The sequence below is a fragment of the Pseudoduganella lutea genome (genome assembly GCF_004209755.1).
In the GTDB taxonomy this organism is placed as follows: Bacteria; Pseudomonadota; Gammaproteobacteria; order Burkholderiales; family Burkholderiaceae_D; genus Rugamonas; species Rugamonas lutea.
This window is the reverse complement of record NZ_CP035913.1, coordinates 2,081,412-2,107,850: the sequence shown is the minus strand read 5'-3', so window position 1 is coordinate 2,107,850 and position 26,439 is coordinate 2,081,412. Positions and strand designations below refer to the sequence as shown.

Annotated in this window: 26 protein-coding genes; 15 read left to right on the top strand and 11 right to left on the bottom strand. The window is 63.7% G+C overall.

Annotated elements, in window-relative coordinates:
* The first annotated feature begins 21 nt into the window (after positions 1-21).
* Together EWM63_RS08865 and EWM63_RS08860 are read left to right on the top strand one after the other, a co-directional pair.
* Entirely contained in the window at positions 22-492 is a 471-nt protein-coding gene (locus EWM63_RS08865) for a Smg family protein (RefSeq protein WP_130186206.1), read from the top strand.
* 333 nt (positions 493-825) lie between these two features.
* On the top strand, positions 826-3,486 hold the full coding sequence (locus tag EWM63_RS08860) for a DNA topoisomerase III (RefSeq protein ID WP_130186205.1): 2,661 nt from the start codon (positions 826-828) through the stop codon (positions 3,484-3,486).
* A gap of 147 nt (positions 3,487-3,633) precedes the next feature.
* Here the strand turns inward: EWM63_RS08860 and EWM63_RS08855 are convergent, their stop codons facing one another.
* From EWM63_RS08855 to EWM63_RS08840, 4 genes are all read right to left on the bottom strand, one after another.
* Entirely contained in the window at positions 3,634-4,083 is a 450-nt protein-coding gene (locus EWM63_RS08855; protein WP_130186204.1) for a DUF3597 domain-containing protein, read from the bottom strand.
* 79 nt (positions 4,084-4,162) lie between these two features.
* Positions 4,163-4,669, bottom strand: coding sequence for a hypothetical protein (locus EWM63_RS08850; RefSeq protein ID WP_130186203.1), 507 nt, complete (start codon positions 4,667-4,669; stop codon positions 4,163-4,165).
* A 111-nt stretch (positions 4,670-4,780) separates the two neighbouring features.
* Positions 4,781-8,377, bottom strand: coding sequence for an ABC transporter permease/M1 family aminopeptidase (locus EWM63_RS08845; RefSeq protein WP_307720843.1), 3,597 nt, complete (start codon positions 8,375-8,377; stop codon positions 4,781-4,783).
* On the bottom strand, positions 8,368-9,258 hold the full coding sequence (locus EWM63_RS08840; protein WP_130186201.1) for an ABC transporter ATP-binding protein: 891 nt from the start codon (positions 9,256-9,258) through the stop codon (positions 8,368-8,370). The genes EWM63_RS08845 and EWM63_RS08840 overlap by 10 nt, the downstream gene beginning before the upstream one ends.
* Positions 9,259-9,516: 258 nt before the next feature.
* On the opposite strand from EWM63_RS08840, the gene EWM63_RS08835 reads away from it, so the two are divergent.
* From EWM63_RS08835 to ypfJ, 3 genes are all read left to right on the top strand, one after another.
* Entirely contained in the window at positions 9,517-9,963 is a 447-nt protein-coding gene (locus EWM63_RS08835) for a hypothetical protein (RefSeq protein WP_130186200.1), read from the top strand.
* A 206-nt stretch (positions 9,964-10,169) separates the two neighbouring features.
* Positions 10,170-10,817, top strand: coding sequence for a 2-polyprenyl-3-methyl-6-methoxy-1,4-benzoquinone monooxygenase (gene coq7, locus EWM63_RS08830; RefSeq protein ID WP_130186199.1), 648 nt, complete (start codon positions 10,170-10,172; stop codon positions 10,815-10,817).
* 81 nt (positions 10,818-10,898) lie between these two features.
* Positions 10,899-11,768, top strand: a complete 870-nt coding sequence (ypfJ, locus tag EWM63_RS08825) for a KPN_02809 family neutral zinc metallopeptidase (RefSeq protein ID WP_130186198.1) — start codon at positions 10,899-10,901, stop codon at positions 11,766-11,768.
* A 70-nt stretch (positions 11,769-11,838) separates the two neighbouring features.
* Here the strand turns inward: ypfJ and EWM63_RS08820 are convergent, their stop codons facing one another.
* The 4 genes from EWM63_RS08820 to EWM63_RS08805 all read right to left on the bottom strand — a co-directional run bounded on the left by EWM63_RS08820 (position 11,839) and on the right by EWM63_RS08805 (position 15,763).
* Positions 11,839-12,261, bottom strand: a complete 423-nt coding sequence (locus tag EWM63_RS08820; RefSeq protein ID WP_130186197.1) for an OsmC family protein — start codon at positions 12,259-12,261, stop codon at positions 11,839-11,841.
* A 110-nt stretch (positions 12,262-12,371) separates the two neighbouring features.
* Positions 12,372-13,580 carry an ABC transporter permease gene (locus tag EWM63_RS08815; RefSeq protein WP_229487814.1) on the bottom strand — a complete coding sequence of 403 codons (1,209 nt, stop codon included), beginning with the start codon at positions 13,578-13,580 and terminating at the stop codon, positions 12,372-12,374.
* Positions 13,577-14,311 (bottom strand): ABC transporter ATP-binding protein, encoded by a 735-nt coding sequence (locus tag EWM63_RS08810; RefSeq protein WP_130186196.1) that lies wholly within the window; start codon positions 14,309-14,311, stop codon positions 13,577-13,579. The genes EWM63_RS08815 and EWM63_RS08810 overlap by 4 nt, the downstream gene beginning before the upstream one ends.
* Positions 14,312-14,326: 15 nt before the next feature.
* Positions 14,327-15,763 carry an alpha/beta fold hydrolase gene (locus tag EWM63_RS08805; RefSeq protein ID WP_229487813.1) on the bottom strand — a complete coding sequence of 479 codons (1,437 nt, stop codon included), beginning with the start codon at positions 15,761-15,763 and terminating at the stop codon, positions 14,327-14,329.
* A gap of 264 nt (positions 15,764-16,027) precedes the next feature.
* Between EWM63_RS08805 and rplM the strand changes: the two genes are divergently transcribed.
* The 5 genes from rplM to EWM63_RS08780 all read left to right on the top strand — a co-directional run bounded on the left by rplM (position 16,028) and on the right by EWM63_RS08780 (position 19,661).
* Complete coding sequence (gene rplM, locus EWM63_RS08800) at positions 16,028-16,456, top strand: 50S ribosomal protein L13 (RefSeq protein WP_107140762.1); 429 nt, start codon at positions 16,028-16,030, stop codon at positions 16,454-16,456.
* A 9-nt stretch (positions 16,457-16,465) separates the two neighbouring features.
* Entirely contained in the window at positions 16,466-16,858 is a 393-nt protein-coding gene (gene rpsI / locus EWM63_RS08795; RefSeq protein WP_119811272.1) for a 30S ribosomal protein S9, read from the top strand.
* 175 nt (positions 16,859-17,033) lie between these two features.
* A complete protein-coding gene (gene argC, locus EWM63_RS08790) occupies positions 17,034-18,071 on the top strand; it encodes an N-acetyl-gamma-glutamyl-phosphate reductase (RefSeq protein ID WP_130186194.1) in 1,038 nt (345 codons plus the stop codon).
* Between the two features lie 130 nt (positions 18,072-18,201).
* On the top strand, positions 18,202-18,564 hold the full coding sequence (gene erpA / locus EWM63_RS08785; protein ID WP_130186193.1) for an iron-sulfur cluster insertion protein ErpA: 363 nt from the start codon (positions 18,202-18,204) through the stop codon (positions 18,562-18,564).
* A 152-nt stretch (positions 18,565-18,716) separates the two neighbouring features.
* Positions 18,717-19,661: an IS1595 family transposase gene (locus tag EWM63_RS08780; RefSeq protein ID WP_229487812.1), complete on the top strand. Its 945-nt coding sequence runs from the start codon at positions 18,717-18,719 to the stop codon at positions 19,659-19,661.
* Between the two features lie 103 nt (positions 19,662-19,764).
* Here the strand turns inward: EWM63_RS08780 and EWM63_RS08775 are convergent, their stop codons facing one another.
* The gene (locus tag EWM63_RS08775) at positions 19,765-20,178 is read right to left on the bottom strand and encodes a DUF2061 domain-containing protein (RefSeq protein WP_130186191.1); all 414 of its coding nucleotides are present in this window, start codon (positions 20,176-20,178) and stop codon (positions 19,765-19,767) included.
* 160 nt (positions 20,179-20,338) lie between these two features.
* On the opposite strand from EWM63_RS08775, the gene EWM63_RS08770 reads away from it, so the two are divergent.
* A complete protein-coding gene (locus tag EWM63_RS08770; RefSeq protein ID WP_443094123.1) occupies positions 20,339-20,554 on the top strand; it encodes a DUF4287 domain-containing protein in 216 nt (71 codons plus the stop codon).
* A 3-nt stretch (positions 20,555-20,557) separates the two neighbouring features.
* On the opposite strand, the gene EWM63_RS08765 is transcribed toward EWM63_RS08770, so the two are convergent.
* Together EWM63_RS08765 and EWM63_RS08760 are read right to left on the bottom strand one after the other, a co-directional pair.
* Positions 20,558-21,655: an anhydro-N-acetylmuramic acid kinase gene (locus EWM63_RS08765; protein WP_130186189.1), complete on the bottom strand. Its 1,098-nt coding sequence runs from the start codon at positions 21,653-21,655 to the stop codon at positions 20,558-20,560.
* A 178-nt stretch (positions 21,656-21,833) separates the two neighbouring features.
* Entirely contained in the window at positions 21,834-23,219 is a 1,386-nt protein-coding gene (locus tag EWM63_RS08760; RefSeq protein WP_130186188.1) for a M23 family metallopeptidase, read from the bottom strand.
* 155 nt (positions 23,220-23,374) lie between these two features.
* On the opposite strand from EWM63_RS08760, the gene tyrS reads away from it, so the two are divergent.
* The 4 genes from tyrS to EWM63_RS08740 are packed head-to-tail and all read left to right on the top strand — an operon-like array spanning position 23,375 to position 26,389.
* Positions 23,375-24,652, top strand: a complete 1,278-nt coding sequence (gene tyrS / locus EWM63_RS08755; RefSeq protein WP_130186187.1) for a tyrosine--tRNA ligase — start codon at positions 23,375-23,377, stop codon at positions 24,650-24,652.
* Positions 24,649-25,098 carry a D-aminoacyl-tRNA deacylase gene (gene dtd / locus EWM63_RS08750; protein ID WP_130186186.1) on the top strand — a complete coding sequence of 150 codons (450 nt, stop codon included), beginning with the start codon at positions 24,649-24,651 and terminating at the stop codon, positions 25,096-25,098. Before tyrS ends, dtd begins: the two co-directional genes overlap by 4 nt.
* Positions 25,099-25,121: 23 nt before the next feature.
* The gene (locus tag EWM63_RS08745; RefSeq protein ID WP_130186185.1) at positions 25,122-25,751 is read left to right on the top strand and encodes a YbhB/YbcL family Raf kinase inhibitor-like protein; all 630 of its coding nucleotides are present in this window, start codon (positions 25,122-25,124) and stop codon (positions 25,749-25,751) included.
* Positions 25,748-26,389 carry a histidine phosphatase family protein gene (locus tag EWM63_RS08740; protein WP_130186184.1) on the top strand — a complete coding sequence of 214 codons (642 nt, stop codon included), beginning with the start codon at positions 25,748-25,750 and terminating at the stop codon, positions 26,387-26,389. Before EWM63_RS08745 ends, EWM63_RS08740 begins: the two co-directional genes overlap by 4 nt.
* The last annotated feature ends 50 nt before the right edge of the window (positions 26,390-26,439 follow it).

The following is a 26,439-nucleotide window of genomic DNA, read 5'->3' as shown; positions in this document are numbered from 1 at the left end:
TTATGCTGATAGAGTAGCGCCATGTTCGACATCCTTGTTTATCTCTACGAGACCTATTATCGCCCCGACGCATGCCCTGAACCGGCAGCGTTGGCGAAGAAGCTATCCGCTGTCGGTTTCGACGACGTGGAGATTTCCGAGGCGCTGGTCTGGCTCAACGACCTGACCGAGATGGCCGATGAAATGGATGTCGAGCTGGCATCCATGGTATCGACCGGCACGCGTTTCTATGTCGAACAGGAACAGGATGCGCTGGGCACGCAAGCCATCGGCTTCATCGCGTTCCTGGAAAGCGCGCGTGTACTGTCGCCGCTGCAACGTGAAATCGTCATCGAGCGCGCGCTGGCGCTCGAGGAGTCGCCCGTCAACCTGGGCAAGCTGAAGATCATCGTGCTGATGTTGTTGTGGAGCCAGGGCAAGGAACCCGATGCGCTGATGTTCGACGACCTGTTTGGTTCCGACGAGGAACAGGCTCCCCGCCTCTTGCACTGATACGCTGCGCTGAACGGCGGCATTGAAGGTGGCGCGAACAATGCGCAAGTGCGCGCAGTTTGTTGGAGCACCCGCGCGGAGCGCGCAATCATTCCTGGAAGTACTTTCGCCGGCCGCCTTTGCGGCCGGATTGCATTGGTGCGTGTGCTTGCGGTTTTGCCGCGTGCGCGCTTATGATTGGCCCCTTGACAAAAATGCCCGGGGCGAAAAATTCGGCACGATGCGTGATGCCCATGTATCATGCGCCTGCCGTACCCCGGCCAGGCCAGCCGACGCGCCGCGCGCGACGCAGGCCCCGCAGCAACTGAGCAAAGCAAACCGAGAACAACAATCATGAGCAAAACCCTCATCATCGCCGAGAAGCCTTCTGTCGCGAACGACATCGCGAAGTCGCTTGGCGGCTTCACCAAGCACGATGAGTATTTCGAATCCGAAGAATACGTGCTGTCGTCCGCCGTGGGCCACCTGCTGGAAATCGCGGTGCCCGAAGAGTTCGACGTCAAGCGTGGCAAGTGGAGCTTCACGCACCTGCCGATGATTCCGCCGTACTTCGCGCTGAATCCCATCGCCAAGACGGAAAGCCGCCTCAAGGTACTGAACAAACTGATCAAGCGGAAAGACGTGACCGCGCTGATCAACGCATGTGACGCGGGCCGCGAAGGTGAACTGATCTTCCGCCTGATCGCGCAGAACGCGAAGGCCAAGCAGCCCGTCAAGCGGCTGTGGCTGCAGTCGATGACGCCGAACGCGATCCGCGAAGGTTTTGCGCACCTGCGCAGCGATGAAGAAATGCTGCCGCTGGCCGACGCGGCGCGCTGCCGTTCCGAAGCCGACTGGTTGATCGGCATCAACGGCACCCGCGCGATGACGGCCTTCAATTCGAAAGAGGGCGGCTTCTACCTGACGACCGTGGGCCGCGTGCAGACGCCGACGCTGTCGATCGTCGTCGAGCGCGAAGACAAGATCAAGAAATTCGTGCCGCGCGACTACTGGGAAGTGCGCGCCGAATTCGTGTGCGCTGCCGGTATCTACGAAGGCCGCTGGCTCGACACGGGGTTCAAGAAGGACGAGAACGATCCCGAGAAACGCGCCGAGCGCCTGTGGAGCAAGGCTGCCGCCGATTCGATCGCGCTGGCGTGCAAAGGCAAGCCCGGCATCGTCACCGAGGAATCGAAGCCGACGACATCGATGGCGCCCGCGCTGTTCGACCTGACGAGCCTGCAGCGCGAAGCCAACGGCCGCTTCGGCTTCTCGGCCAAGAACACGTTGGGCCTGGCACAGGCGCTGTACGAAAAGCACAAGGTGCTCACGTACCCGCGTACCGATTCGCGCCACCTTCCCGAGGATTACCTGCCCACCGTGCAATCCACGCTGGAAGTGGTGAAGCAGAATCCGAACTACCACCAGTTCGCCAAGCAGATCCTGGACAAGGGCTGGGTCAAGCCGAACAAGCGCATCTTCGACAACACCAAGATCTCGGACCACTTCGCGATCATCCCCACCGGCATTGCGCCGAAGGGCTTGTCGGAGCCGGAACAAAAGCTGTACGACCTCGTAACGCGCCGCTTCATGGCGGTGTTCTTCCCGGCCGCCGAATTCCAGGTGACCACGCGCTTCACCGAGGTCTCGGGCCACCAGTTCAAGACCGAAGGCAAGGTGATGACCAACCCTGGCTGGCTGGCGGTCTATGGCAAGGACACCACCGACGACAAGGAAGGCAGCGGCAACCTGGTGCCGGTGGCGAAGGGCGAGAAAGTGCACACGGAAAACGTGAACGCGAACGCGCTCGTGACGAAGCCGCCCGCGCGCTATACGGAAGCGACACTGCTCTCCGCGATGGAAGGCGCTGGCAAGCTGATCGACTCGGATGAATTGCGCGATGCCATGGCCGGCAAGGGCCTCGGCACCCCGGCCACGCGCGCGGCCATCATCGAAGGCTTGCTGACGGAAAAATACCTGATCCGCGAAGGCCGCGAACTGATCCCCACCGCGAAGGCATCACAGCTGATGACGCTGCTGCGCGGCCTGGGCGTGAACGAACTGACCGCGCCCGAGCTCACCGGCGAGTGGGAGCACAAGCTTTCGCAAATGGAAAAGGGCCGTATCTCGCGCGAGGAGTTCATGCGCGAGATCGCGCAGATGACGCAGATTATCGTCAAGCGCGCCAAGGAATACAGCAACGACACGATTCCCGGCGAGTATGCAACGCTGGTCACGCCGTGCCCGAACTGCAGCAGCGTGGTCAAGGAAAACTACCGGCGCTTCGCCTGCACCAAATGCGAATTCTCGATGTCGAAAACGCCGGGCAGCCGGCAGTTCGAGATCGCCGAAGTGGAAGAGCTGCTGAAGAACCGCACCATCGGACCGCTGCAGGGCTTCCGCTCGAAGATGGGCCGGCCTTTCGCCGCGATCCTGCGCATCGTGCGCGACGAGGACATCAACAACTTCAAGCTCGAATTCGACTTCGGCCAGAACGACGAAGAGGGCGAGGATGGCGAAGGCGTCGACTTCTCCGGCCAGACAGCGCTGGGGCCATGCCCGAAGTGCAATGGCGGCGTGTACGAGATGGGCCTGGCCTATGTTTGCGAGCACAGCGTGGCAAAGCCGAAGACGTGCGATTTCCGCAGCGGGCGCATCATCCTGCAGCAGGAAATACTGCCCGAGCAGATGGCCAAGCTGCTGAACGAAGGCAAGACCGACCTGCTGCCGGGTTTCATCTCGCAGCGTACGCGTCGTCCGTTCAAGGCATTCCTCGTGCGCGGCAAGGATGGCAAGATCAGCTTTGAATTCGAGCCGCGCAAGGAGAAGCCGGCCGCGAAGGGCAAGGCCGCCGTGGTAGCGGACGGCGCCGAAGCGCAGCCGGAAGAAGCGGCAGCGGCGAAGAAGCCGGCGGCGAAAAAAGCCGCCACGAAGACGGCCGCCACCAAGACGGCGGCCGCCAAGAAGGCGCCTGCAAAGAAGGCTGCCGCGAAGAAGGCGGTGGCGACCGAGTAAGCGGATCAGCCGATACAAAAAGGGGCCACATGTGGCCCCTTTTTGTTTGGCGCTCCGCACTGCGGGTCAGTTCCAACGTCGCGCGCTGCGAGTCAGTTTTAACGCCCCGCACTGCGAATCAGTTCTAACGTCCCGCACTGCGGGACGTTAGTCCTTCAGGTCGGCGGGGACCTTGCCGCCGTTGGCGGCCAGCTTGTTCATCACCTGCCGGTGCAGCCACACGTTCATCTTGGCCGAATCGCCGGTGTCACCCGTGTAGTTCAGCTCCTGTGCAAGTTCCTTGCGCGATTGCAGGCTGCTGTCCAGGTCCAGCAGTTTCAGCAGGTCGACGATCGACGTGCGCCAGTTCAGCGCCTGGCCAGCCTGTTGCGCCTTGCCGTTCAGGATCGCTTCCACGTCCACTTCCGACAAGGCTGCCGGCTGTGCCGGCGCGGCCGGCGATTGGGCGGCGGTCGCGGTGGCCGGTGCCGCCGGTGCAGCCTGTGGCTTGGCGGCGGGGGCCGCAGCGGGCGCCGGTGCCGGCGCCTGCTTTTGCTGGGCTACGGCAGGGTGCGACGAAGGGAAGATCTTGTGGAAAATATTGCTGAGGATGCCCATGTGATGTCTCCTTGAAAGTGGATCGGATGCAAATGGATCAGTTGCAGGATGGCCTAGTTGCGTGCATCAGTTGCGTAACTCAGTTGCGGCTGGCTTGCGCGATCTTGCCCAGCACGATCGCCAGCGCGGCGCCACCCAGCGCCTGCACCAGTTGCGGATGCTCGGCATAGAAGTCGCCGATGCGGTCGACGATGCCGGGATTGTGCTGTTCGGCCGTGCTGGCGATTTCTTCCACCTGCTGTGGCGTGATCTTTTCAGCCTGCTCCGGCGTGACCTGCGGCTGGCCATTCTGGCCGAACAGGTTGCCGATGCCGCCAGCCAGCGCCGTCAGCATGGCGGGGCTGACATTGGCCAGCAGCTGGTTCAGCATGCCGGCCCGCTGTTGCGGGTCGCTGCGGCCGAACATCTGGCTCACCATCTGTGCGAATGGCGGGGTCTGGTCGGAACGGAGTGCTTCGGTGACGCCTTGCGCCACCGAAGCGCGCGGGGCTTGTTGTGCCGCCTGCGGAAAGTCTTGTTCCGCACGGGCAGGGTCGATGGCCCCGCCGATGTATTGCTGTAACAGATTACCGAGATCGAATCCCATTGCCGGCTCCTGTGTGAAAGTCAGCCGCCAGCATAGCGCGGACAAGGGCCAGGGTCTGTTCGCGGCTTAACTATAAAACATCGGTGCCTGCCGTCATCCAAGCCGGCGCTGTCATGGCGGGGTCATCTCCACGGCAATCATGTTGTCGCCTGGCTTGCGATCGATCAGCTTGTTGTCCGGATCGATGCCGGCGCGGGCCGGGCGGCCGCTGACCACCAGCGTGACGGTGCTCTCGCGGCGGTCGACCAGGCGGCGTTCGCGCAGCAGCGGCTTGCCATCCTTGTCGTCGATGCCGATGTCGATCAGGTCGGCCAGCGGCGTATCCTTTTCCGCACCCAGCCCGTCGGCACGCAGCTTGGCCGCGTGCACCGTCAGCCGCACTTCGTAGCGGCCATCCTTGCGGCGCTGCGCCGTGGCCGCCAGCGCACGGTTGTCATACAGGATGATCGCATTGAACAGGTCGTCGATCAGGTAAGCCTGGGCGGGCGGTACCACGGCACGCAGGCCGTCCACCAGCGCCGTCACGCTTGGATACGGATCGCCCCGGTAGGCATACTGCTTCAGCAAGCCGCGCAGCACGCCGTTGACACGGTCTTCACCAACGATGTCCTGCAGCTGGTACATCGCCAGGCTGCCCTTGCGGTAATGGATGTAGTCCTGGTCCTCGTTGTCCGCCAGCGGCAGTTCCTTCTTGTTCTCCATCGCGCGGCCATGCAGGTACATGTCCAGGTCGTAGCGCAGGAAGCGGCGCATGCGGTCGGGGCCGAAGGTGCGCTTCATGACCATGAGCGCCGAGTATTCGGACAGCGTTTCGGACAGTACCGTGGCGCCACGCGTATTGCCGCCCACCAGCTGGTGGCCCCACCACTGATGCGCCAGCTCGTGCGCGGTCACGTAGTAGGGATAATCGATATCCTTCGGGTCGCGGTCGTCCACTTCGGCAATGAAGCCCATGCCTTCCGAAAACGGAATCGTGTTCGGATAGGACTGCGCATAGGACTGGTAACGGGGGAATTCCACGATGCGCACGATCTTGTGCTGGTAGGGGCCGAAATTGCGCGTGTAATAGTCGAGGGCATCCTTGGCACCCTTTGTCATCCGGTCCAGGTTGTACTCATGGCCTGGGTGATAGTAGATCTCGATGCCCACGTCCTGCCACCAGTCGTGCTTGACCACGTAGCGCGCCGACTGGAACGAATAGAAGTTCAGGATCGGCTTGTCCATCCGGTAGTGGAACCAGCGGCGGCCATCCTTCATCCATTCCTTTTCCAGCGTGCCCGGCGCGATCGCGGTCTGGTCGGCATCCGTGCCGATCACGGCGTCGAACGTGACCCAGTCGGCATCGCTGCCCAGCATGTTGTTCGCCAGGCCCTTCGGATCGTCGCGTGGCAACGCCCGTTCCTGTGCCGGCAGGCCGTGCCGCTTGCGGTCGCGCGGATCGGCCAGTTCGCGGTCGCGCTGGTAACCGATGTGCGGCAGGATCGTGTTGTTGAAGAAGGTGCCATTGGCCACCACGGGCGTATCCTTGCCGAGGCCGAAAAAGCCGCCCGGCGCCCAGGAGATGTCGAATTCCAGTGCCAGCGTGGCGCCCGGCGCCAGCGGCTGCGCCAGCGTGTAGCGGTAGAAGCCCAGTTCGCGGTCGGCCAGCGTGACACGGCTGGCGGTACCGAAGCGCAGCGGCGCCAGCGTCGCCCGAGGATCGGTGCTCACATAGACCGTGGTGAGCGGTGTGCCGCCGCGGTTGGCCAGGAGGTAGCGTCCCTTGACCACCAGCTGCCGCCGCCCCGGCATGATTTCCACCCGTAGTTTCACGTCCGTGATGCGCGGCTGGGCAGCATTGGCCGTCGCCTGGTACTTGCGTTCGTAATCGGCCCGGTCGGCATCGCGCCGGAACGGCGACTGGAATTCGTTGGCCACGTTCAGGTTGCAGTAGATGATCGCGCCGGTGCCCACCATCAGCGAAAGGCCGATGCCGAAGCTGGCCAGTACCGGCAACGTCAGCGCGCGGCGCGCCAGCCGCAGGCGGGTGCGCCACTCGTTGTTGGCGCCACGCGGCCAGAACACGCGCGTGGCCACCGCCAGCATCAGCGCGGCGCCGGCCCAGTACAGCTGATACCAGTGTTCGCGCACCAGGTAGTGGCCGAAACCATTCATGTCCGAATAGCGCATCGGCGGCGTCCACGCGTAAAGCACCATCGGGTGATCGAAGCCCGCCGTGGGCATCGCGATCGTGGCCGCGTAGTACAGGATCATCACGAAGAAAGCCACGTACTTCTGGCCGATCAGCACCTGCATCGCGATCGCCAGCACGGCGAGCAGCGCATAGAACGGCAGCTGTACCGCGTACAGGTTGTGCAGGTACTGCATCGGCTCGAGGTGGAAGTAGCCGCGCACTACCTGGATGGACATGCCGCAGGCCATGACCAGCAACAGCAGCAATGCCTGCAGGGCGACCAGCGCAGTGAGCTTGGAAGCCAGGGGCAGCCAGCCCGGTACCGGCAGCGCGTCGAGCATCAGCGCCATCCGGTGCTCCCGTTCCCGCCATACCATTTCGCCCGCATAGAAGGTGGTCACCACCACCATCACCAGCGCGAACGCCTGCGACATCGTCTCGATCACCATGTAGGTGACCGGATAGGTGGTGGTGCCCCACATCGAGCCCAGTTCCAGCGCGCTGGCGAACATCAGCAGCACGCCGGCCAGCACCAGCACGAGGAAATACACGTTCCTGACCGTTTCGCGCAGGTTCATCCAGCTGAACTGGAACAGCAGCAGCGTCAGGCTGCGCGCCTTGAAGTCGGGGGTTTCGGCGGTGCGGCTGGCGGTTGCCGTGATCCGCAGCGGCACGTCGCCTTCGCCACGTGGCGCGCCGTGGCTGTCGACGGTGCCGTTGAAATGGAAGCGCCAGTAGCCGAGCAGCAGCGCCACCAGCGCGAACGAACACCAGATCGCGCGATTGAGCAGGTACACGCCTTCCGGCAGCACGAGCCGCGTGTTGCGTTCGGCGATCGGCCAGTATTCGGTAAGGCGGATCAGCGCGGCGGTGCCGAATGGATCGATCAGCGCGGCCAGCGTCTTGTAGTCGAGATCGCGCGCCAGGCCCGGTGCCACGATGTAGCCGACCAGCATGACGACACTGCCGATGTACACCGGCAGCATGCGCCGCGTCAGCGCCGCCATCACGTAGAAGATGGCGCCGAAGATGAACAGGTTCGGCAGCAGGATCAGCGCCCAGGGCAGCAGGTACGCCTGTGGCACGAAGGGGCCGATGCGTTCCGGGTCCACGCCGGGCAGCCACGTGCCGAACAGGTTGCCGAGCAGGATGCTGGAAAAGATCACGACCAGCACCAGCCAGGCGCCGAGGAAGCGGCCGAACATGTACTCGAACTTCCTGATCGGCGCCGAGAAGAAGAAGTGGTGCATGTCGTATTCGAAATCCTGCTGCACCGCGCGGCCCATCACGGCGGCCACCACGATCACACCCAGGCAGCCCAGCGCGCTCGTGGTCAGCATGATCGAGCGTGGCGCGTTGATCAGCACCTTGCCGCCGAACGTGACGACCGCTTCCTTGAAGACCCCGCCGGCGGCGGCCATCCACAGCATCGCCAGTGCCAGGAACATCAGGAAGTACACCCACGTCGACAGCAGCCGCAGCCGCTGCTTCGCTTCGAATAGCGCGATCTCCAGCATGGCGCCCTTCAGTCGCACGCGTCGGCCACGTGGCGGCCGGCGATGGTGGCGAAATACACGTCTTCCAGGTCGCCGATGGCTTCCTCGAAGCCGTCGCCCGGGTCGTCGTCGCTGTAGGCGTGGATCAGCGTGCGGCCGGACAGCAGCCGGGTGGAAATGATCGTGTGACGCTGCTGGAAATAGGCCAGCTCGCGCTTGTCGATGAAGCGCGCCCAGATCTTGCAGCTGATATCGTCGACCAGCTGCTGCGTGGCGCCGGTCAGCAGCAGCTGGCCCTTGTTGATGATCGCCATGTTCGAGCACAGGTCGGCCACGTCGCTGACGATGTGCGTGGAGAGGATCACGGTGCGGTCGTCGCCGATATCGGACAGCAGGTTGTGGAAGCGCACCCGCTCCTGTGGATCGAGGCCGGCGGTGGGCTCATCGACGATGATCAGCTTTGGATCGCCGAGCAGCGCCTGGGCGATGCCGAAGCGCTGGCGCATCCCGCCGCTGAAGGTGCCGAGCTTCTGGTTGCGCACGTCGAACAGGTTGGTTTGCTGCAGCAGGCCGTCGACTACCTCGCGCCGGCGCGTGCGGTGCGACAGGCCCTTCAGCACGGCGAAGTGATCCAGCAATTCATACGCGGTCACTTTCGGGTACAGGCCGAAATCCTGCGGCAGGTAGCCGAGCAGGCGGCGCACTTCATCCTTCTCGTCGAGCACGTCGAGATCGCCGAAGAACACGGAACCGGTATCGCATTCCTGCAGCGTGGCGAGGATGCGCATCAGCGTCGACTTGCCGGCGCCGTTCGGGCCCAGCAGGCCGAACATGCCGGTGGGGATAGCCAGCGTGATGTTGTCCAGCGCCACCACGCCGTTGGCGTAGGTCTTCGACAGGCTGCGGATGCGTAGTTCCATGCTTACTCCTCGTGATTGCGGCGCGGCATGGGGCGTCGCTGCCATCCGTTCCTCTTCATGGCATTGTATTGAATCGTCGACATAAGGGTTGCTGCCTTGCGATATTCCGCGCATTCCGGGCACCAGAGTGCGCAAATGCGGGATCGGCGGAAACCTTTGCTGTCACCTTACTGTCGAGTCAAAAAATGGCCAAGGGTAGCAAGCGCGACCGTTGGTGACAAGGCGGAAAAAGGTTTGGCGTTGCGATATAGTGGTGCCATGAGCAATGAGAACAGCAAACTCGATAGCGCACTGCAGGAAAAGATCCTGACGGTTACACGCTGCGGCCTGTCGGCCAGCGAGGCCACGGATTTTTTCCGCCTGGCCCTGGGCCTGTGCTACCTGGCCACGCTGATGACCAAGGAAGCGCTGGACTTCAAGAAGCTGGACAAGGCCTTCAACCGCTTCATCTACCGCTCCATCGGCCCCGGCCACAGCATCACCAGCATCCTGCAATGGATGAGTGGGGAAGGGGTGGTCGAGACCCTCGATTCAAAACGCTTCGTGCGCGCGTTCGGCGAGTACCTGCCGCATGTGCCGGTCGAATCGATCCCGTTCCTGCTGGGCCTGAACCTGGGCGTGGCCAAGGATTTCTCCGGGCTCGACGTGCGCGGCCCGGTGGCCGACTGGATCGAACGGCAGCGGATCTTGCGAGAGGGCGCATAACGCCCTCGAGCGGGCACCGCCAGAATCGTTTGCCCACGAGAGGGCGAATAACGCCTTCGAGCAGGCACTGCCAAAATCGTTTGCCCACGGGAGGGCGAATAGCCGCAGTATGGGGCACTGGGACGATTTGTCCCGGCCATCGTGCGGCGCCCGCCAGGGGCCGGCCCTTATAATCGTGGTTGTCCGAACAAGATGGATCGACTGCCATGAGCTCCAAATTCCACTTCCATACGCCCCTCGATCGTTTCATCTGCAGCACCGACAAGGCCTTGCGCGTGCTGGCCGGTGTCGCTTCCGCCTCGCGCCCCACGCCGGCCGCGCACGTGGACGATGCCACGCTGACGGACGAGGAACGCAAGCACAGCGCCGGCCTGATCCGCGTCGACCACGTGGGCGAAGTGATGGCGCAGGCGCTGTACAACTCGCAAGCCCGCTTTGCCAAGAGCGATAGGTTGCGCGAGAAATTCGAGGAAGCCAGCCGCGAGGAAGAAGACCACCTGGCCTGGACGGCGCAGCGGCTGAAGGAACTCAATTCGCAGACGAGCGTGCTGGCGCCGCTGTTCTACGCGGGGGCCTATGCGCTGGGCACCGTGGCCGCGAAGATGGGCGACCCGCACAGCCTCGGCTTCGTGGTCGAGACGGAGCGCCAGGTCGAGAAGCACCTGGACAATCACCTGGCAACGCTGCCGGCCAACGACGCCAAGTCGCGCGCGATCGTCGAGCAGATGCGCCTCGACGAGATTGCGCACGGCAAGGCCGCCCAGGAATTGGGCGCCGCGCAGACACCGCTGCCCGTGCGCGTGGCCATGACGGCGATGTCGAAGCTGATGACGGGGACCACCTACCACATCTGATCGTTATTGCCTCAGGCTAACATGCGCTGTGCGTGTGGCTTGCCATCGTATAGTGTGATCAAAATGATCACGGAGAACAATATGAAATGGGAAGGCAACCGGGAAAGCGATAACGTGGAGGACCGCCGCGGCGGCGGCGGTGGTGGCGGCGGATTCAGTTTTGGCGGCGGCTCGCTGTCGATCGGCGGCGTCGTCATCGCGCTCATCCTCTCCTTTGTATTCGGCATCAATCCGCTCACCCTGCTGGGGATGGGCGGAATGGACGGCGGCACGCCGCAACAGGCTGCCGGGCCGCAGGCAACCGCCAACGATACGGAAACCCGCTTCATGAAGACGGTGCTGGCCGATACCGAGGATACGTGGGGTGCGCTGTTCAGCGCCCAGGGCGCGCAGTACCAGCCACCCAAGCTGGTGCTGTTCACCGGCCGCACCGCCACCGGCTGCGGCACCGGCCAGTCGTCGACCGGGCCGTTCTACTGCCCCGCCGACCGCAAGGTCTACATCGACCTGGCGTTCTACCGCCTCATGAAGGAGCGCTTCCAGGTATCCGGCGAATTCGCGCAGGCCTACGTGATCGCCCATGAAGTGGGCCACCACGTGCAGCACCTGCTGGGCGTGTCCGACCAGGTGCACCAGGCGCAGCAAAGCGCCAGCGAAGCGGAAGGTAACGTGATGTCCGTGCGGCTGGAATTGCAGGCCGACTGCTTTGCCGGCGTGTGGGCCTTCCACGCCAACCGCTCGCGCCAGATCCTGGAGCAGGGCGACGTGGAAGCGGCGCTGTCGGCCGCCACCGCGATCGGCGACGATGCGCTGCAGCGCAAGGCGCAGGGCTACGTGGTGCCGGATTCCTTCACGCACGGCACCTCGGCCCAGCGCACGCGCTGGTTCCGCACCGGCCTGGAGTCGGGCGACGTGGCGCAGTGCGATACCTTCAAGGCGCGGCAGCTGTAGTGCGGAATGGACTCAAGGCGCCGCTGCTGTAGCGCGGCATGGGTTCAGGCCGCGGCAGCTGTAAGCCGGCTCAGGCTTCGACGATCTCGAACGTGTGCGTGATCTCGGCCGTCTTGGCCAGCATGATGCTGGCCGAGCAGTACTTGTCGTGCGACAGGTTGACGGCGCGTTCGACGGCTTCGCGCTTCAGGTCCTTGCCGGTGACGACGAAGTGGAAGTTGATCCTGGTGAACACCTTCGGATCGGTATCGGCGCGCTCGGCCTGCAGCGTCACGTCGCAGCCGCGCACGTCGGCGCGGCCCCGCTTCAGGATCAGCACCACGTCGTAGGCCGTGCAGCCGCCCGTGCCCAGCAAGACCATTTCCATCGGCCGCGGCGCCAGGTTGTGGCCGCCGCCTTCCGGCGCGCCGTCCATCACGACCATGTGGCCCGACCCCGTCTGGGCGCGAAAACTCATGCCCGACGGGCCGTTCCAGCTGACTTTGACTTCCATTTCAATCTCCGAATGACTGTGACGATGTTGACGTGCGATTGTAAAGCAGCCCGGCCGCGGCTGCCGGAGGCGGCTTTTTTCCGCCGCTGTACGCCCAACTACACGCCCACCTACACGCCCATCATGTAACGCTCGCTGCGCATGCGCCACGTGGTGAAGGCGATGCACAGCAGCGCGGCCAGCAGGCTGCTGCCGAACGTCAGCAGGAACGGCAGCGCGCCCACGGCCTGGCCCTTGGCCAGTTCGCGCAGCAGCGTCTGGTGCGACAGCAGCGGCACGACATACATCCACAGCTGCGTCGTCAGGTCCAGCATCGGCACCACGATCACCGGGACGATCGGGATCATGATGGCGAAGCTGGCCGTGGTCTGCGCTTCCTTGAACGTCTTCGCGTTGATCGCCAGCGCGATTTCCAGCCCGGCGGCGAACAGCGGCAGCGACACCGATACCAGGCATATCAGTGCCAGGTCGGCCCATGTCAACCGCCACGACATGCCGATTTCCTCCAGCGGCAGCCATTTCAGCACGCCGTGCGCCACGCACAGTTCCAGCACCAGCCCGGCCAGCGCCACCGCCGACGCGGCGAACCACTTGCCCGCCACCAGGTCGATCGTGCGCGCCGGCTGCGCCAGCAGCACTTCCATCGAGCGGCGTTCCCGTTCGCCGGCGGTGCTGTCCACGGCGGGGCTCAGGGCGAAGAAGAACGCGGGAATGAAGAACATGCCGAGCATCGTGCCGATCACGGAAGCCGAGCGCGACGCGCTGGTGCCGGTGTCGTAGCGCTGTACCTGCACGGGGAACAGGGTGGCCGGGGAAACGCCGTGCGCCAGCAGGCGGGCACCGGCGATCGTGTTGCCGTAGGCGCGCAGCACTTCCTCGATATCGCGCACCTTGCGGCCATTGTCGGTGGCCGAGTCGTACCACAGCTCCAGCCGCGCCGGGCGCATCGCACGGTAGTCGCCGCCGTAGCTGTCGGTCAGGCGCAGCACCGCGGCCGTCTTCTGCGAGCGCAGCAGGGCCGTAATCCGTTCCTCCGGCATCGGCGGCGCTTCCGTCACGTTGACGTTCTTCTGCTTCAGCTGCGCCATCAGCGTCGGCGCCTGCCGTGCGCCGATCACGGTCAGCTCGATGCCTTCCTTGGCCGTCGCCGTGGCGCGGCTGATCTGCTGGGACAGGATGCCGCCCACCATCACCGGGTACATCAGCACGAACAGCAGCAGCAGGGAAAGCGCGCGCCGGTCGCGCAGCGTTTCGCGCAATTCCTTGAGGAAGACGACAACAAAAAGGGGCTTGATGCGGGACTTGGCGAGGGGCTTCATGCGGAGATCCCCTCATCGGTGCCGACCAGCTTCACGAACGCATCTTCCAGGTTGGCGATGCCGGTGCGTTCGCACAGCGATTGCGGCGTGCCCTGCGCCACCGTGGCGCCCCGCGCGATGACGATCACGTCGTCGCAGGAGTTGGTCACTTCCTGCATCACGTGGGTGGCCATGATCACGCAGCAGCCGTCCGCCCGCAGCGCAGCCAGCGCGCGGCGCAGGGCCCGTGTGCTCATGACGTCGAGCCCGCGGCTCGGTTCGTCGAGCAGCAGGTTGCGCGGGCGGTGAAGCAGCGTGCGTGCCAGCGCCACCTTGATCCGCTGGCCCTGCGAAAAGCCCTTGGAACGCCGTTCCAGGATATCTTCGAGCGACAGCAATGCCGTGACCTCGTCGATCCGCTGGTCGATGGCGCGGCGGTCCATGCCATTCAGTTCGCCGAAGTAGCGCAGGTATTCGCGGGTGGACAGCTTTTCGTACAGCCCGAACTGGTCGGTCAGGAAGCCGATGCTGCGCCGCGCCGCCAGCGGGTCGGTGCCGGGATCGATGCCGTCGATGCGGATCGTGCCGCGGTCGCGCGCCAGCAGGCCGACGAGCAGGCGCAGCAGCGTGGTCTTGCCGGCGCCGTTGGGCCCCAGCAGCGCCGTCACCTGGCCGTCGCGGGCGGTGAAGGTGGCGCCGGCCAGCGCCTGCACCTTGCCGAAGTGTTTCGTCACATCGTGGACTTCAATCATCTGGTAGCGCTCTGTTCAGGGTTGCGGGCCGGCGCTGTTCAGCTGGAACGCGGGGGCAGGGATATCGTCCAGGCATTGCGCCGCCACGGGCTTGCCCGGCGCATCAAGGAATTCGCGTATCAGCCGTGGCACGCAGCCCAGCGTCGACACGATATGCCCGCCGTTCTTCACCACCAGGTGCTGCGCGGATTTCATCAGCCGTGCCGCCGCTTCGGCGCGGCGCGGCGGCGTGACCGGATCCTGCGCGCCGGACAGCAGCAGTGCCGGCGCGTCGATCCGGGCCGGCGTGGCATAGGCGACGGGCTTGACGCCGACGGCAGGGCAGAGCGCTGCCAGTTGCGTCACCAGCGGCGTGCCGAGGAACGAGCCGCGTGCGTCCTCGGCCATCAGTTGCGGTGTCAGGCGCGGGAAATCCTCGGCGCACACGATGGCGAGGTACAGCGGGCCGGCCATCGCGCCATCGGCAGAGAAATCGCTGTCGCGGTTGCTCTGGGCGATGAACGGTTCCCAGCGCCCGCCCTGCGCGCTGTGGATCAGGAACGGCAGCGTGTACGCATCGGCCTGCGAATAGAGCACGCGGTGCACGGTGGCGATGAAGCGGCGCAGGCTGATGGTCACCGGGCGCAGCGCGGCCGTGCGCGGATCGGCCATCTCGATCCTGACGGGCGCCCTGGCCAGTCGCGCGGCCAGTTCCGCGAACTCGGTGCGCAATGCGGGGAAGGCGCGAGCGCAGGCGGGCTCCTTTTCACAGCGGCGGAACGTGGCCTCGAGCGCGGCCTGGGCATCGCGGCCGCCGGCGGGAATCACCTGGTCCGGCGCCGCCACGCCATCGAGCACCATGGCGCGCACGCTCGCCGGATACAGGCGTGCGTAGTGCTGCGCTAGGCGGGTACCGTACGAGCCGCCCCAGAGGTTGACCTGGCGGTAGCCCAGCGCCAGCCGCACGCGTTCGATGTCGCGCGCGGCGGCATCGGTCGTGTAGCTGCTGAAGGAAACGCCGAGCGACCCGATGCAGCGCCTGGCGTCCGCGTCGAGCTGTTCTTCCGTCATCGTGTCGATTTCGGGCGGAGATTTGCAATCGAGCTTGCCGGACAGGCCGGTGCCCCGCTGGTCGACCAGCACGATGTCGCGCGTGGCGCGCACGCGGCGCATCGCCGCCTGCGCGATCGGCAGGATATCGCTGCCGGCCTGCCCCGGGCCGCCGGCCAGCACGAACAGCGGGTCGGCACGGGCCGCTTCGCGGAAGGCGGGGGCGATCGTGGCATGAATCGTGATCGTCTTGCCGGGCTTGCCGTAATCGAGCGGCACCTGGACGCTGACGCAGCGCAGCGCTTCCTCGGCGCCGGGCAGGTGGCAGGTGCGGCCCGCCTGCGGCGGCGCCGATGCAGGCACGGGGGCGGCTAGGGCGAACTGGGCGGCGAACAGCAGGGGTAAAGCCAGGGTAGATCGCACTGCATGCCCTCTCGACAATATCGGTGAGCAATACTAGCGCGGGTTTTGCATGATAAGCAACAGTTGGCAACATTCGGTCGATGGCCCTTTCGCTGCTTGACCCGGCCGCGGCAAGGGCGCTATAATCGCCGGCTTTCCGTTCGCTCAGGAAAAGTCATAAGAAGGATGCGTCCGCTGTCGGCTGTGTATCGATCCTGATACGGCGTCGCTGTGCGGAACCGCCGATTTGAGCGTTTATTTTTTATCTTCATTAGGAAGTCAAACATGAAAACTTTTTCCGCTAAGGGCCATGAAGTCCAGCGCGACTGGTTCGTGATTGACGCGACGGACAAAGTCCTCGGCCGTGTTGCCAGCGAAGTGGCACGCCGACTGCGCGGCAAGCACAAGCCAGAATTTACCCCTCACGTCGACACCGGTGATTTCATCGTCGTCATCAACGCAGGCAAGCTGCGCGTGACCGGCACCAAGGCCACCGAGAAGACGTACTACCGTCACTCCGGCTACCCGGGCGGTATCTACGAAACGAACTTCCTGAAAATGCAACAGCGTTTCCCGGGCCGCGCCCTGGAAAAGGCCGTCAAAGGCATGCTGCCGAAGGGCCCGCTGGGCTATGCAATGATCAAGAAGCTGAAAGTGTACGCAGAAGGTTCGCACCCGCACGCTGCCCAGCAACCCAAAGCACTCGAATTCTAAGGAACTGACATGATCGGTAACTACAACTACGGCACCGGCCGTCGCAAGAGTGCAGTGGCTCGTGTGTTCATCAAGGTCGGCACCGGCCAGATCATCGTGAACGGCAAGCCTGCTTCCGAGTACTTCTCCCGCGAAACCGGCCTGATGGTGATCCGTCAGCCGCTGGAACTGACCGGCAACGTCGAGCGTTTCGACATCAAGGTGAACGTGCATGGCGGCGGCGAGTCCGGCCAGGCAGGTGCAGTGCGCCACGGTATCACCCGCGCCCTGATCGACTACGACGCAGCACTGAAGGGCGATCTGGCACGTGCCGGCTTCGTTACCCGTGACGCACGTGAAGTCGAGCGTAAGAAAGTCGGCCTGCGTAAAGCACGTCGCGCAAAGCAGTTCTCGAAGCGTTAATTCGTTTCCTGCCTGTGCAGCCCGGTTCGCCGGGCTGGCACGGACTGCGACAAGAAGCCGCTGGTTTTCCAGCGGCTTTTTTGCTTTTTGGCTTCCTGGTGCTATCAGTAAAACATCTGTCACCATCCACTGTTAAAATCCCCGCTCACTCACTTTTTTTGCAAGGAACAAGAACATGATCAAAGTTGGCATCGTCGGCGGCACCGGCTACACCGGCGTGGAACTGCTGCGATTGTTGGCAGTCCATCCCGAAGTGCAGCTGACGGCAATCACGTCGCGCAAGGAAGATGGCCTGCCGGTGGCCGACATGTACCCGTCGCTGCGCGGCCGCGTGAACCTGGCGTTCTCGGCGCCGGACAAGGTGGACCTCACGCAATGCGACGTCGTGTTCTTTGCCACGCCCCATGGCGTGGCGATGGCGCAGGCGCCGGAACTGCTGGCCAAGGGTGTCAAGGTGATCGACCTGGCGGCGGACTTCCGCATCAAGGACCGCGCCGTGTTCGAGAAGACCTACAAGATCGACCATACCGCGCCGGAACTGCTGGAACAGGCCGTGTATGGCCTGGTCGAGCTGAACCGTGAAGAGATCAAGGGCGCGAACCTGATCGCCAATCCGGGCTGCTATCCGAACACGATGCAGATCGGTTTCGCGCCGCTGCTGAAGGCTGGCGTGATCGATGCAGGCAACCTGATCGCCGACTGCAAGTCCGGCGTGTCCGGCGCGGGCCGCAAGGCCGAGATCGGTATCCTGTTCTCGGAATCGAGCGACAACTTCAAGGCCTACGGCGTGGCCGGCCACCGCCACACGCCGGAAACCACGGCCCAGCTGCAGCGCCTGACGTCCGAAAAAGTGTCGCTGGTGTTCACGCCGCACCTGGTGCCGATGATCCGCGGCATGCATTCCACGCTGTACGGCAAGCTGACAAAGGAGATTTCCAACGACGAACTGCAAAAGCTGTTCGAGGATGCCTATGCGGGCGAGCAGTTCATCGACGTGATGCCGTTCGGCTCGCACCCGGAAACCCGCACCACGAAAGGCTCGAACATGCTGCGCCTGGCGGTCCACCGCCCGGACAATGGCAATACCGTCATCGTGCTGGTCGTGCAGGATAACCTCGTGAAAGGCGCGTCCGGCCAGGCCGTGCAGTGCATGAACCTCATGTTCGGCCTCGAGGAAAGCCTGGGTTTGAACACGATTGCACTGCTGCCTTGATCTTCTGCCATTGAAGTGCGGTGTGTTTGCCGCATCTGTGTTTCATATCCGTAGAGAAATGGGGCGGGCCGGAGCAGGGCGTCGCGCAAAGGTCTATAATGACCGCAACGATTTTTAGTGGGAGTTTCCAATGAATGCAGTAGCCGAAGCGCAAGACGTGATCCCGGCACCGATCGTCTTTTCCGACAGCGCCGCCGATAAAGTGGCCCAGCTGATCGAGGAAGAAGGCAATCCCGACCTGAAACTGCGCGTTTTCGTGCAGGGTGGCGGTTGCTCCGGTTTCCAGTACGGTTTCACGTTCGACGAAATCGTCAACGAAGACGACACCACGATGGTCAAGAACGGCGTGCAGCTGCTGATCGATTCGATGAGCTACCAGTACCTCATCGGCGCCGAGATCGACTACAAGGATGACCTGGAAGGTGCCCAGTTCGTGATCAAGAACCCGAATGCCCAGTCCACCTGCGGCTGCGGTTCCTCGTTCTCGGTCTGAGCTTTTCCAGCGTTATCGAACGGCGGCCAGCGCAAGCTGGCCGCCGTTTTTATTGGCGCTGTGCGCGTAAAGCTGGGGAACTTCCCTGCGGAATCACGGTCTGATCTTCTGTTGAGATACTTCATGTATTCGCGGAGGAGACGATGGGCGCAATGGAGTTCCACGTGGTGTTCAAGGCGCTGGCGCAGCTCCAGCTTTCCGACGATGAGATCGCTCTTTTGCAAGGCTTCGTGGCGAACGTCGTGCAACCTGGCCGGTGGCTGCGCCTGATCGAGGAGGCTGCCGGCAAGCGGCCTTGTCCCAGATGCGGCGGCACGCGATGCCACCGCAGCGGTCACGCGAACGGCCTGCAACGCTATCGTTGCACTGCCTGCCGGCGCAGCTTCAATGCGCTGACCGGCACGCCGCTGGCACGGCTGCGGTTGCGCGACAAGTGGTTGCCTTACTTCCAATGCCTGATCGAGTCGAGCACGGTGCGCAAGGCCGCCGAGCGCGTGGACGTGGCGAAGTCCACCAGCTTCCGATGGCGCCACCGCTTTATTGCCGCCGTGCGCCGGGAGCGTCGGCCGACACTCTCCGGCATCGTCGAAGCCGACGAAACGTATCACCTCGAATCACAAAAAGGATCGCGAAACCTGGACCGCCGGCCCCGCAAGCGTGGTGGCAAGGCGTCGACACGCGGGATCAGCAGGGAGTTCGACTGCATTCTTGTGGCGCGTGACCGTAACCGACAAACCTGCGAGTTCGTGACCGGTCGCGGCCCGGTCAGCGCCAGCCAACTGTCGGAACACCTGAAGGCGGTGCTGGCGCCGGACATCCTGTTGATCAGCGATGCCGCCAAGGCTTATGCCACCTTCGCCAGACAGGCGGGCATTACGCATGAGGCGGTGAACGTCAAGGCGGGCATCCGAACACGTGGTGCCATCCACATCCAGGGCGTGAATGCGTGGCACGGCCGCTTCAAGGCTTGGCTGCGGCGCTTCAACGGTGTGGCCAGCCGCTATCTGGCCAATTACACGGGCTGGCAGCGCGTGCTCGACAACGCAGCGTGGACGGCACCGGCGCAATGGCTGCGTGTTGCGGTAGCGTCCGCCTGATGGCGACGCCGGCGACAACGGTGCTCGTAGAAAGTTCCGTGGCTCAAAGCAATGACCACTTTACGCTAACAGCGCCTTTTTATTTGTGCGCGGGAGGTGCGAATCAGGCCGCGGTCGCGAGCCGTGCATTGGCCGCCAGGCGCTCTTCCAGACGGGCCCACAAGCGGTCGTGGTAAGGCAGGGCGATCACGTTCAGGATCGGCTCCAGCACGGCGGCCACGCCGCCGAAGGCCATGGAGCCGGTCGCCCAGAACATCACGCCGAACGCCACGACCATGTGGAACAGCGTCTGGCTCAGCTTTTCGGCAGCCAGCAGGGCGGTGGCGTTGGCCGTCGAGCGGGCGCGTACGCGCCGCCAGAATTTTTCATGCAGCGGCAGCAGCGCCACGTTGATAACGGGCTCGAGGATCGCCGCGAGGCCGCCGAACGCCAGCGAGCCCGTCATCACGTACATCAGGGTGAATGCGATGGCCATGTGGGTGGCGACCTGGCTGGTTTTTTTCGCTGCGATGATCATGGCTGCCTCTACGTTGGATAACTGTTGAGACAGATGATAACGATTCTCGTTTAAATTTGAAAATTAATTGTGCTCACTAACCCGATTAATTTTTTCAATGACGCGACTGTCGATCATAGTGCGGCTCGAACGTCGTCCAGATATAGTCCACAATAAGGAGATCGACATGACTGAACAGGTCAAGGGCCCCGCCTCTTACTTCCCTTCCATCGAAAAGAAGTACGGTCGCCCGGTCACGCACTGGTTCGCCCTGCTGGACAAGCGCGCCAGCGGCCTGAAGCATATGGAGCTGGTGAACTGGCTCAAAAGCGAGCATGGGCTCGGCCATGGTCATGCCAATGCACTGGTGGCCCATCACCAGGCGCGATCGAAATAGGCCTCAGCGGGGATACAGGGCGCCCAGCACGCGCTCACCGCGCGCTCCCGTCACCGAAGGCAGGTTGCCTGCCAGGCGTTCGTCGAAGCGCCATGCCAGCCAGGCCCAGCACAATGCCTCCACATGCGACGGGTCGGCGCCCAGCGCGCTCGTGGTCTGCACCTTCACGCGCTCGCCCAGTTCTTCCGCCACCATGCGCAGCAGCGTGCCGTTGAAGGCGCCGCCGCCGCACACATACAGGGCTTCCGTGTCGGGCGCGTGGGTGCGGATACCGGCGGCCAGGGTGACCGCCGTCAGCCGCGTCAGCGTCGCCGCCACGTCGGCTGGCGCGGCGCTTGAAAAACCGGTCAGGCGCGCACGCAGCCAGTCCAGGTGGAACAGGTCGCGGCCCGTGCTCTTCGGCGGCGGCAGCGCGAAATAAGGTTCCGACAGCAACACGGCTAGCAGGTGCGGCAATTCGCGGCCCGAGAACGCCCAGGCGCCGTCCGCATCATAGGGCTTGCCGAGGTGCAGGCGCGTCCATTCATCGATCAGCACATTGCCGGGCCCGGTGTCGAAGCCGGTGACGTGGCCGTCCGCCTGCAGCACGCTGATGTTGCCGATCCCGCCGATATTGGCCAGCACGCGTGTCTTGCCCTTTTCGCCGAACAGGGCATGGTGCGCGGCCGGCACCAGTGGCGCACCTTGCCCGCCGGCGGCCACGTCGCGCGACCGGAAATCCACGATCGCATCGATGCCGGCCAGTTCGGCCAGCAGCGCGCCGTTGATGCTCTGGCATGTAAAACCGAGTTCGGGGCGGTGGCGGATCGTCTGGCCATGGGCGCCGATCGCGCGCACGTCCGCCGCCTGCATGCCGGACTGTTCGAGCAGCGCCGCCACGCATTGCGCATAGACCCGCGCAATCGCGTTGCCGGCCAGCGCTTCACGCTCCAGTTCGTTATCGCCGGCCGCCTGCAGCGCGCGCAGTTCCTCCAGCAGCGCGGGCGGGTAGGGCACATGGTGCGCGGCCATCGTGCGGGCGCTGCCCGCCCAGAAGTCGACCAGCACGCCGTCGACGCCATCGAGGCTGGTGCCCGACATCAGTCCGATAAACAAGCTCATTGCAGGCCCGTGAAGTTGAGGTTGTGGCTATTGTGCACGATGGACGGTAGTGTTAGCCAGCTAACGGTTGCGGCCGGGGCAGCGGCGTACACTGGTTTCACAGTGAGGGAGGAATGAAAAACGGCGCCCCTCGGGGCGCCGTCTTTCTGAACCAGGAACCGAACGAAAACGCGGTCGCTTATTTCTGCGCCAGCGTATCGGTCGAAGCCGAACCTTGCGGGCGCAGCAGTGCGAAACGGTGCTGGATTTCGCTGGACACGGCCTTGAAACGTGCCAGCTCGGCCGTGGTCAACGGTGCCTGCGTGATCGAAGCCAGCTTGGTCGGATCCTTCGATTCGCCGCCAATGCGGAATTCATAGTGCAGGTGCGCGCCGGTCGACCAGCCGGTCGAGCCCACATAGCCGATCAGTTCGCCCTGGCGGACTTTCTGGCCCTTCTTCAGGCCCGAAGCAAAGCGGCTCATGTGTGCATACGCCGTCGTGTAATTGCTCCAGTGCTTCAGCACGACCACGTTGCCGTAGCCATTCTGCGAACCCGCGAAATCGACGACACCATCGCCGGCCGCACGGATCGGGGTGCCGGTCGGCGCCGCGAAATCGATGCCCTTGTGGGCTTTCCAGTTGCCGGAAATCGGATGCACGCGCATCGAGAAGCCGGACGAGATACGCGAAAACTCCAGCGGCGATTTCAGGAAGCCCTTCTTCAGCGCCTTGCCATCCAGGCTGTAGTAGCCGCCACCCTGCTTGCTGACAGGGTCTTCATACCATACCGATTGATGCGTCACGCCGCGGGTGGTGAATTCGCCGGCCAGGATACGGCCGGCCTTGACGAATTCGCCATCCTGCCAGAACGTTTCGTAGACCACGTTGAAGCGGTCGCCGCGCTTCACGTCGGAACGGAAGTCGATATTGTTCGAGAACATTTCCAGGATCTGGCGCGTGACGGAATCCGGCAGGCGCGCACCGTCCGCATCGGAATCGGTGGCCGCGAACAGCGTCGTCTTGATTTCACGCGCATGCATTTCCACGCGGCGTTCCAGCTTCACGGGCGATTCTTCCGCCACGAAGCGATCGCCCTTGCGGGAAACGGCAATGTTCTTGACTGGAACGTCCTGGCCGTCGACGACGCTGGCGCGCAGCCACAGCAGCTGGCCGTTGTCGTCCGTCTGCGCCAGCACGCGCTTGCCGCTGCGCAGCTGCATGATGGCCTTGGCGGTCTTGTCCTTCTTGATGAAGCTTTCCGCTTCGCTGTCGTCCACACCGAGGCGGTGCAGCAGCGTGGCCAGCGTGTCGCCGGCACGGATGCGCTCTTCGCGCACGTATTTTTCCGTGCCGTCCTGCGCTTCGAGGGCGGTGATCTGGGAAGAGAGGTTCGGAGAGGCAAGATCTTGCGTGACCATGGTCACCGGCATGTCACTGGCGTCCGGGGCAAGCGGCACAACACCCGTGGCGCCGAAGGCGCACAGAGTGAGAGCCACTGCCGTCGCGCTGACGATGCGGGCCTTGCGGGTCGAACCTAGCAGATGGTACAAGCGCGAGCTTGTGAACTTATGTATAGGGTTCATGCAATCAGTTAAAATTTGCCGCTTGAACTGTTGAATTTTTGCTTTTTTGTTCTAACTTGTTGATTTATTTAGTTTTCGTTAGGCAAGATTGACGGGATCGGGCATTATAACAAACTCCTGCGCTACGCCAACATTTTGAGAAAATTTTCGGATACATGGATACAAATTCTCCGGCGCAACCTGCTGCCGCTACCGCCTCCGCCACGCCTGCCTCTTCCGTATTACCTCTCAGTGACACCGTACAAGAAGCGCTCGCCATCGCCAAGAGGGGTGTCGACGAACTGCTGATCGAAAGTGAATTCGCTCAGAAACTTGCGCGGTCCGAACAGAGCGGCGTGCCGCTGCGCATCAAGCTGGGCCTGGACCCGACCGCACCGGACCTGCACCTGGGCCATACCGTGGTGCTGAACAAGATGCGCCAGCTGCAGAACCTGGGCCACCAGGTGATCTTCCTGATCGGCGACTTCACGTCGATGATCGGCGACCCTTCCGGCCGCAACGCCACGCGCCCGCCGCTGACGCGCGAACAGATCGAACTGAACGCCCAGACCTACTTCAAGCAGGCTTCGCTGGTGCTCGACCCGGCACGCACGGAAATCCGCTACAACTCCGAGTGGTGCGACCAGCTGGGCGCGCGCGGCATGATCCAGCTGGCTTCCCGCTACACCGTGGCGCGCATGATGGAACGCGACGATTTCGCGAAACGCTTCAAGAATGGGACACCGATCTCGGTGCACGAGTTCCTGTACCCGCTGATGCAGGGTTACGACTCGGTGGCGCTGAAGAGCGACCTGGAGCTGGGCGGCACGGACCAGAAGTTCAACCTGCTCGTCGGCCGCGAACTGCAGAAGGACTGGGGCCAGGAACCGCAGTGCATCCTGACGATGCCGCTGCTGGAAGGCCTGGATGGCGTCGACAAGATGTCGAAGTCCAAGAACAACTACATCGGCATCACCGAGCCGGCAAATACCATGTTCGCGAAAGTGATGAGCATTTCGGACACGATGATGTGGCGCTACTACGAATTGCTGTCGTGGCGCTCGCTGGACGATGTCGCCGCACTGAAGAAAGCCATCGAGGGCGGCGCCAACCCGCGCGATGCGAAAGTGGCCATCGCCCAGGAAATCGTCGAGCGCTTCCACTCGCGCCAGGCGGCCGAGGATGCGCTGGCCGACTTCGTCAACCGTTCCAAGGGCGGCATCCCGGATGACATCGCCGAAATCGCCGTGAGCGGTGCGCCGCTGGGCGTGGCCCAGTTGCTCAAGCAAACGGGGCTCTGCGCGTCGACGTCCGAAGCGATGCGCATGATCGACCAGGGCGGCGTGCGCATCGACGGCACCGTCATCAGCGACAAGGCACTCAAGGCCGACGCCGGTACCTTCGTGCTGCAGGTGGGCAAGCGCAAGTTCGCGCGCATCACGCTGTCGGCATGATCGCCTTGTTGCAGAGAGTGACGGCGGCGCAGGTCGTCGTCGACGGTGCCGTGATCGGCGCCATCGATGGCGGCCTGATGGTGCTGGTGTGTGCCGAGAAGGGCGATACCGAGAAGGACGCCGATGCGCTGCTGAACAAGCTGCTGTCCTACCGCGTCTTTTCGGACGACGCCGGCAAGATGAACCGCAGCGTCACCGACGTGGCTGGCGGCTTGCTGCTGGTCCCGCAGTTCACGCTGGCGGCAGACACCCGCTCCGGCACCCGTCCGTCATTCTCGCCGGCCGCCGCGCCGGCCGATGGCGAACGCCTTTTCAACCATTTCGTGCAGCAGGCCCGTGCCCGGCATGCCGTCGTGGCGACCGGGCAGTTCGGTGCCGACATGAAAGTCACGCTGACCAACGATGGTCCGGTAACCTTTTGGCTCCAGACAGGTCCAAGACAATAACAACGAACCCAAAGGACAATCCCATGAAGCTGTGGAGCGACTCATTCAAGAATGGCGCCGCGATTCCCGCCGAATTCGCATTTGCCGAACCGGATGCCGCAACGCGCGTGCGTCTCGCGGGCAACCGCAATCCGCACCTGGCCTGGGACGACATTCCGCCTGGTACCGCCTCGCTAGTGCTGCTGTGCATCGACGGCGACGCGCCAACGGTCGGCACGGATGTCAACCAGGAGGGCAGGACACTGCCGGTGGAGCTGCCGCGTGGCGATTTCTATCACTGGGCGCTGGTCGATATCCCGCCATCGCTGTCGAGCTTGCCCGCAGGCGCGCACGCCTCGGGCGTCACGCCGCGCGGCAAGCCGGGCCCCATCATCGCCAACGGCGGCACGCACCTGCGCCACGGGCTCAATGACTACACTGGCTGGTTCGCGAACGATCCGGACATGAATGGCCGCTACTTCGGCTACGACGGTCCGTGCCCGCCGTGGAACGATGAACGCGTCCACCACTATATCTTCCGCCTGTATGCAATCGACGTGGCCGTGTTGCCGGTCGATGGCGATTTCACCGCGCAACAGGCGCTGGCGGCATTGCATGGCCACATCCTCGACGAGGCGCAGATCATCGGCACCTATTCATTAAGGAGCAAATGAGCACCGAACTGTTATTGATACGTCATGGCGAAACGGCATGGAATGCCGTACGCCGCCTGCAGGGCCACCTCGACATCGGGCTGAACGACGCCGGCCGCCGCCAGGCCAGCGCGCTGGCGCGGTCACTGGCCGCCGAGCCGCTGGCGGCGATCGTTGCCTCGGACCTGCAGCGGGCGATGCACACGGCCGAGGCCGTTGCCGAATACCACCACGTGCCATTCCATACCGATCCGGCATTGCGCGAGCGCGGTTACGGCGTGTTCGAAGGCCTGCTGTATACAGAGATCGAAGCGCGCTATCCGGACCACTTCACCGCCTGGCAGGGGCGGCACGTGGATTCCGTGATGCCGCATGGCGAGCGCCACGCCGAAAGCTTCCGGCAATTCTACGAGCGCTGCACCGCCGCCATCGGCCACTGGGCCGATCAGTACCCCGGCCGCAGGATCGCCATCGTCGCCCACGGCGGCGTGCTGGAATGCGCCTACCGCGCCGCCCGCGAAATGACGCTGGAAAGCCCGCGCGACTTCCAGGTGCGCAACGCCAGCATCAACCGCTTCACGTGGTCGGAAGGCAAGCTGGCCCTCACGCACTGGGGCGACGTCGACCACCTCGCACAAGCGCTGGACGATATCGTCTAGGAAAAACTGGGGACGTACCCCTGTTTCCAGGCAAGTTGGAAGCCAGCGGC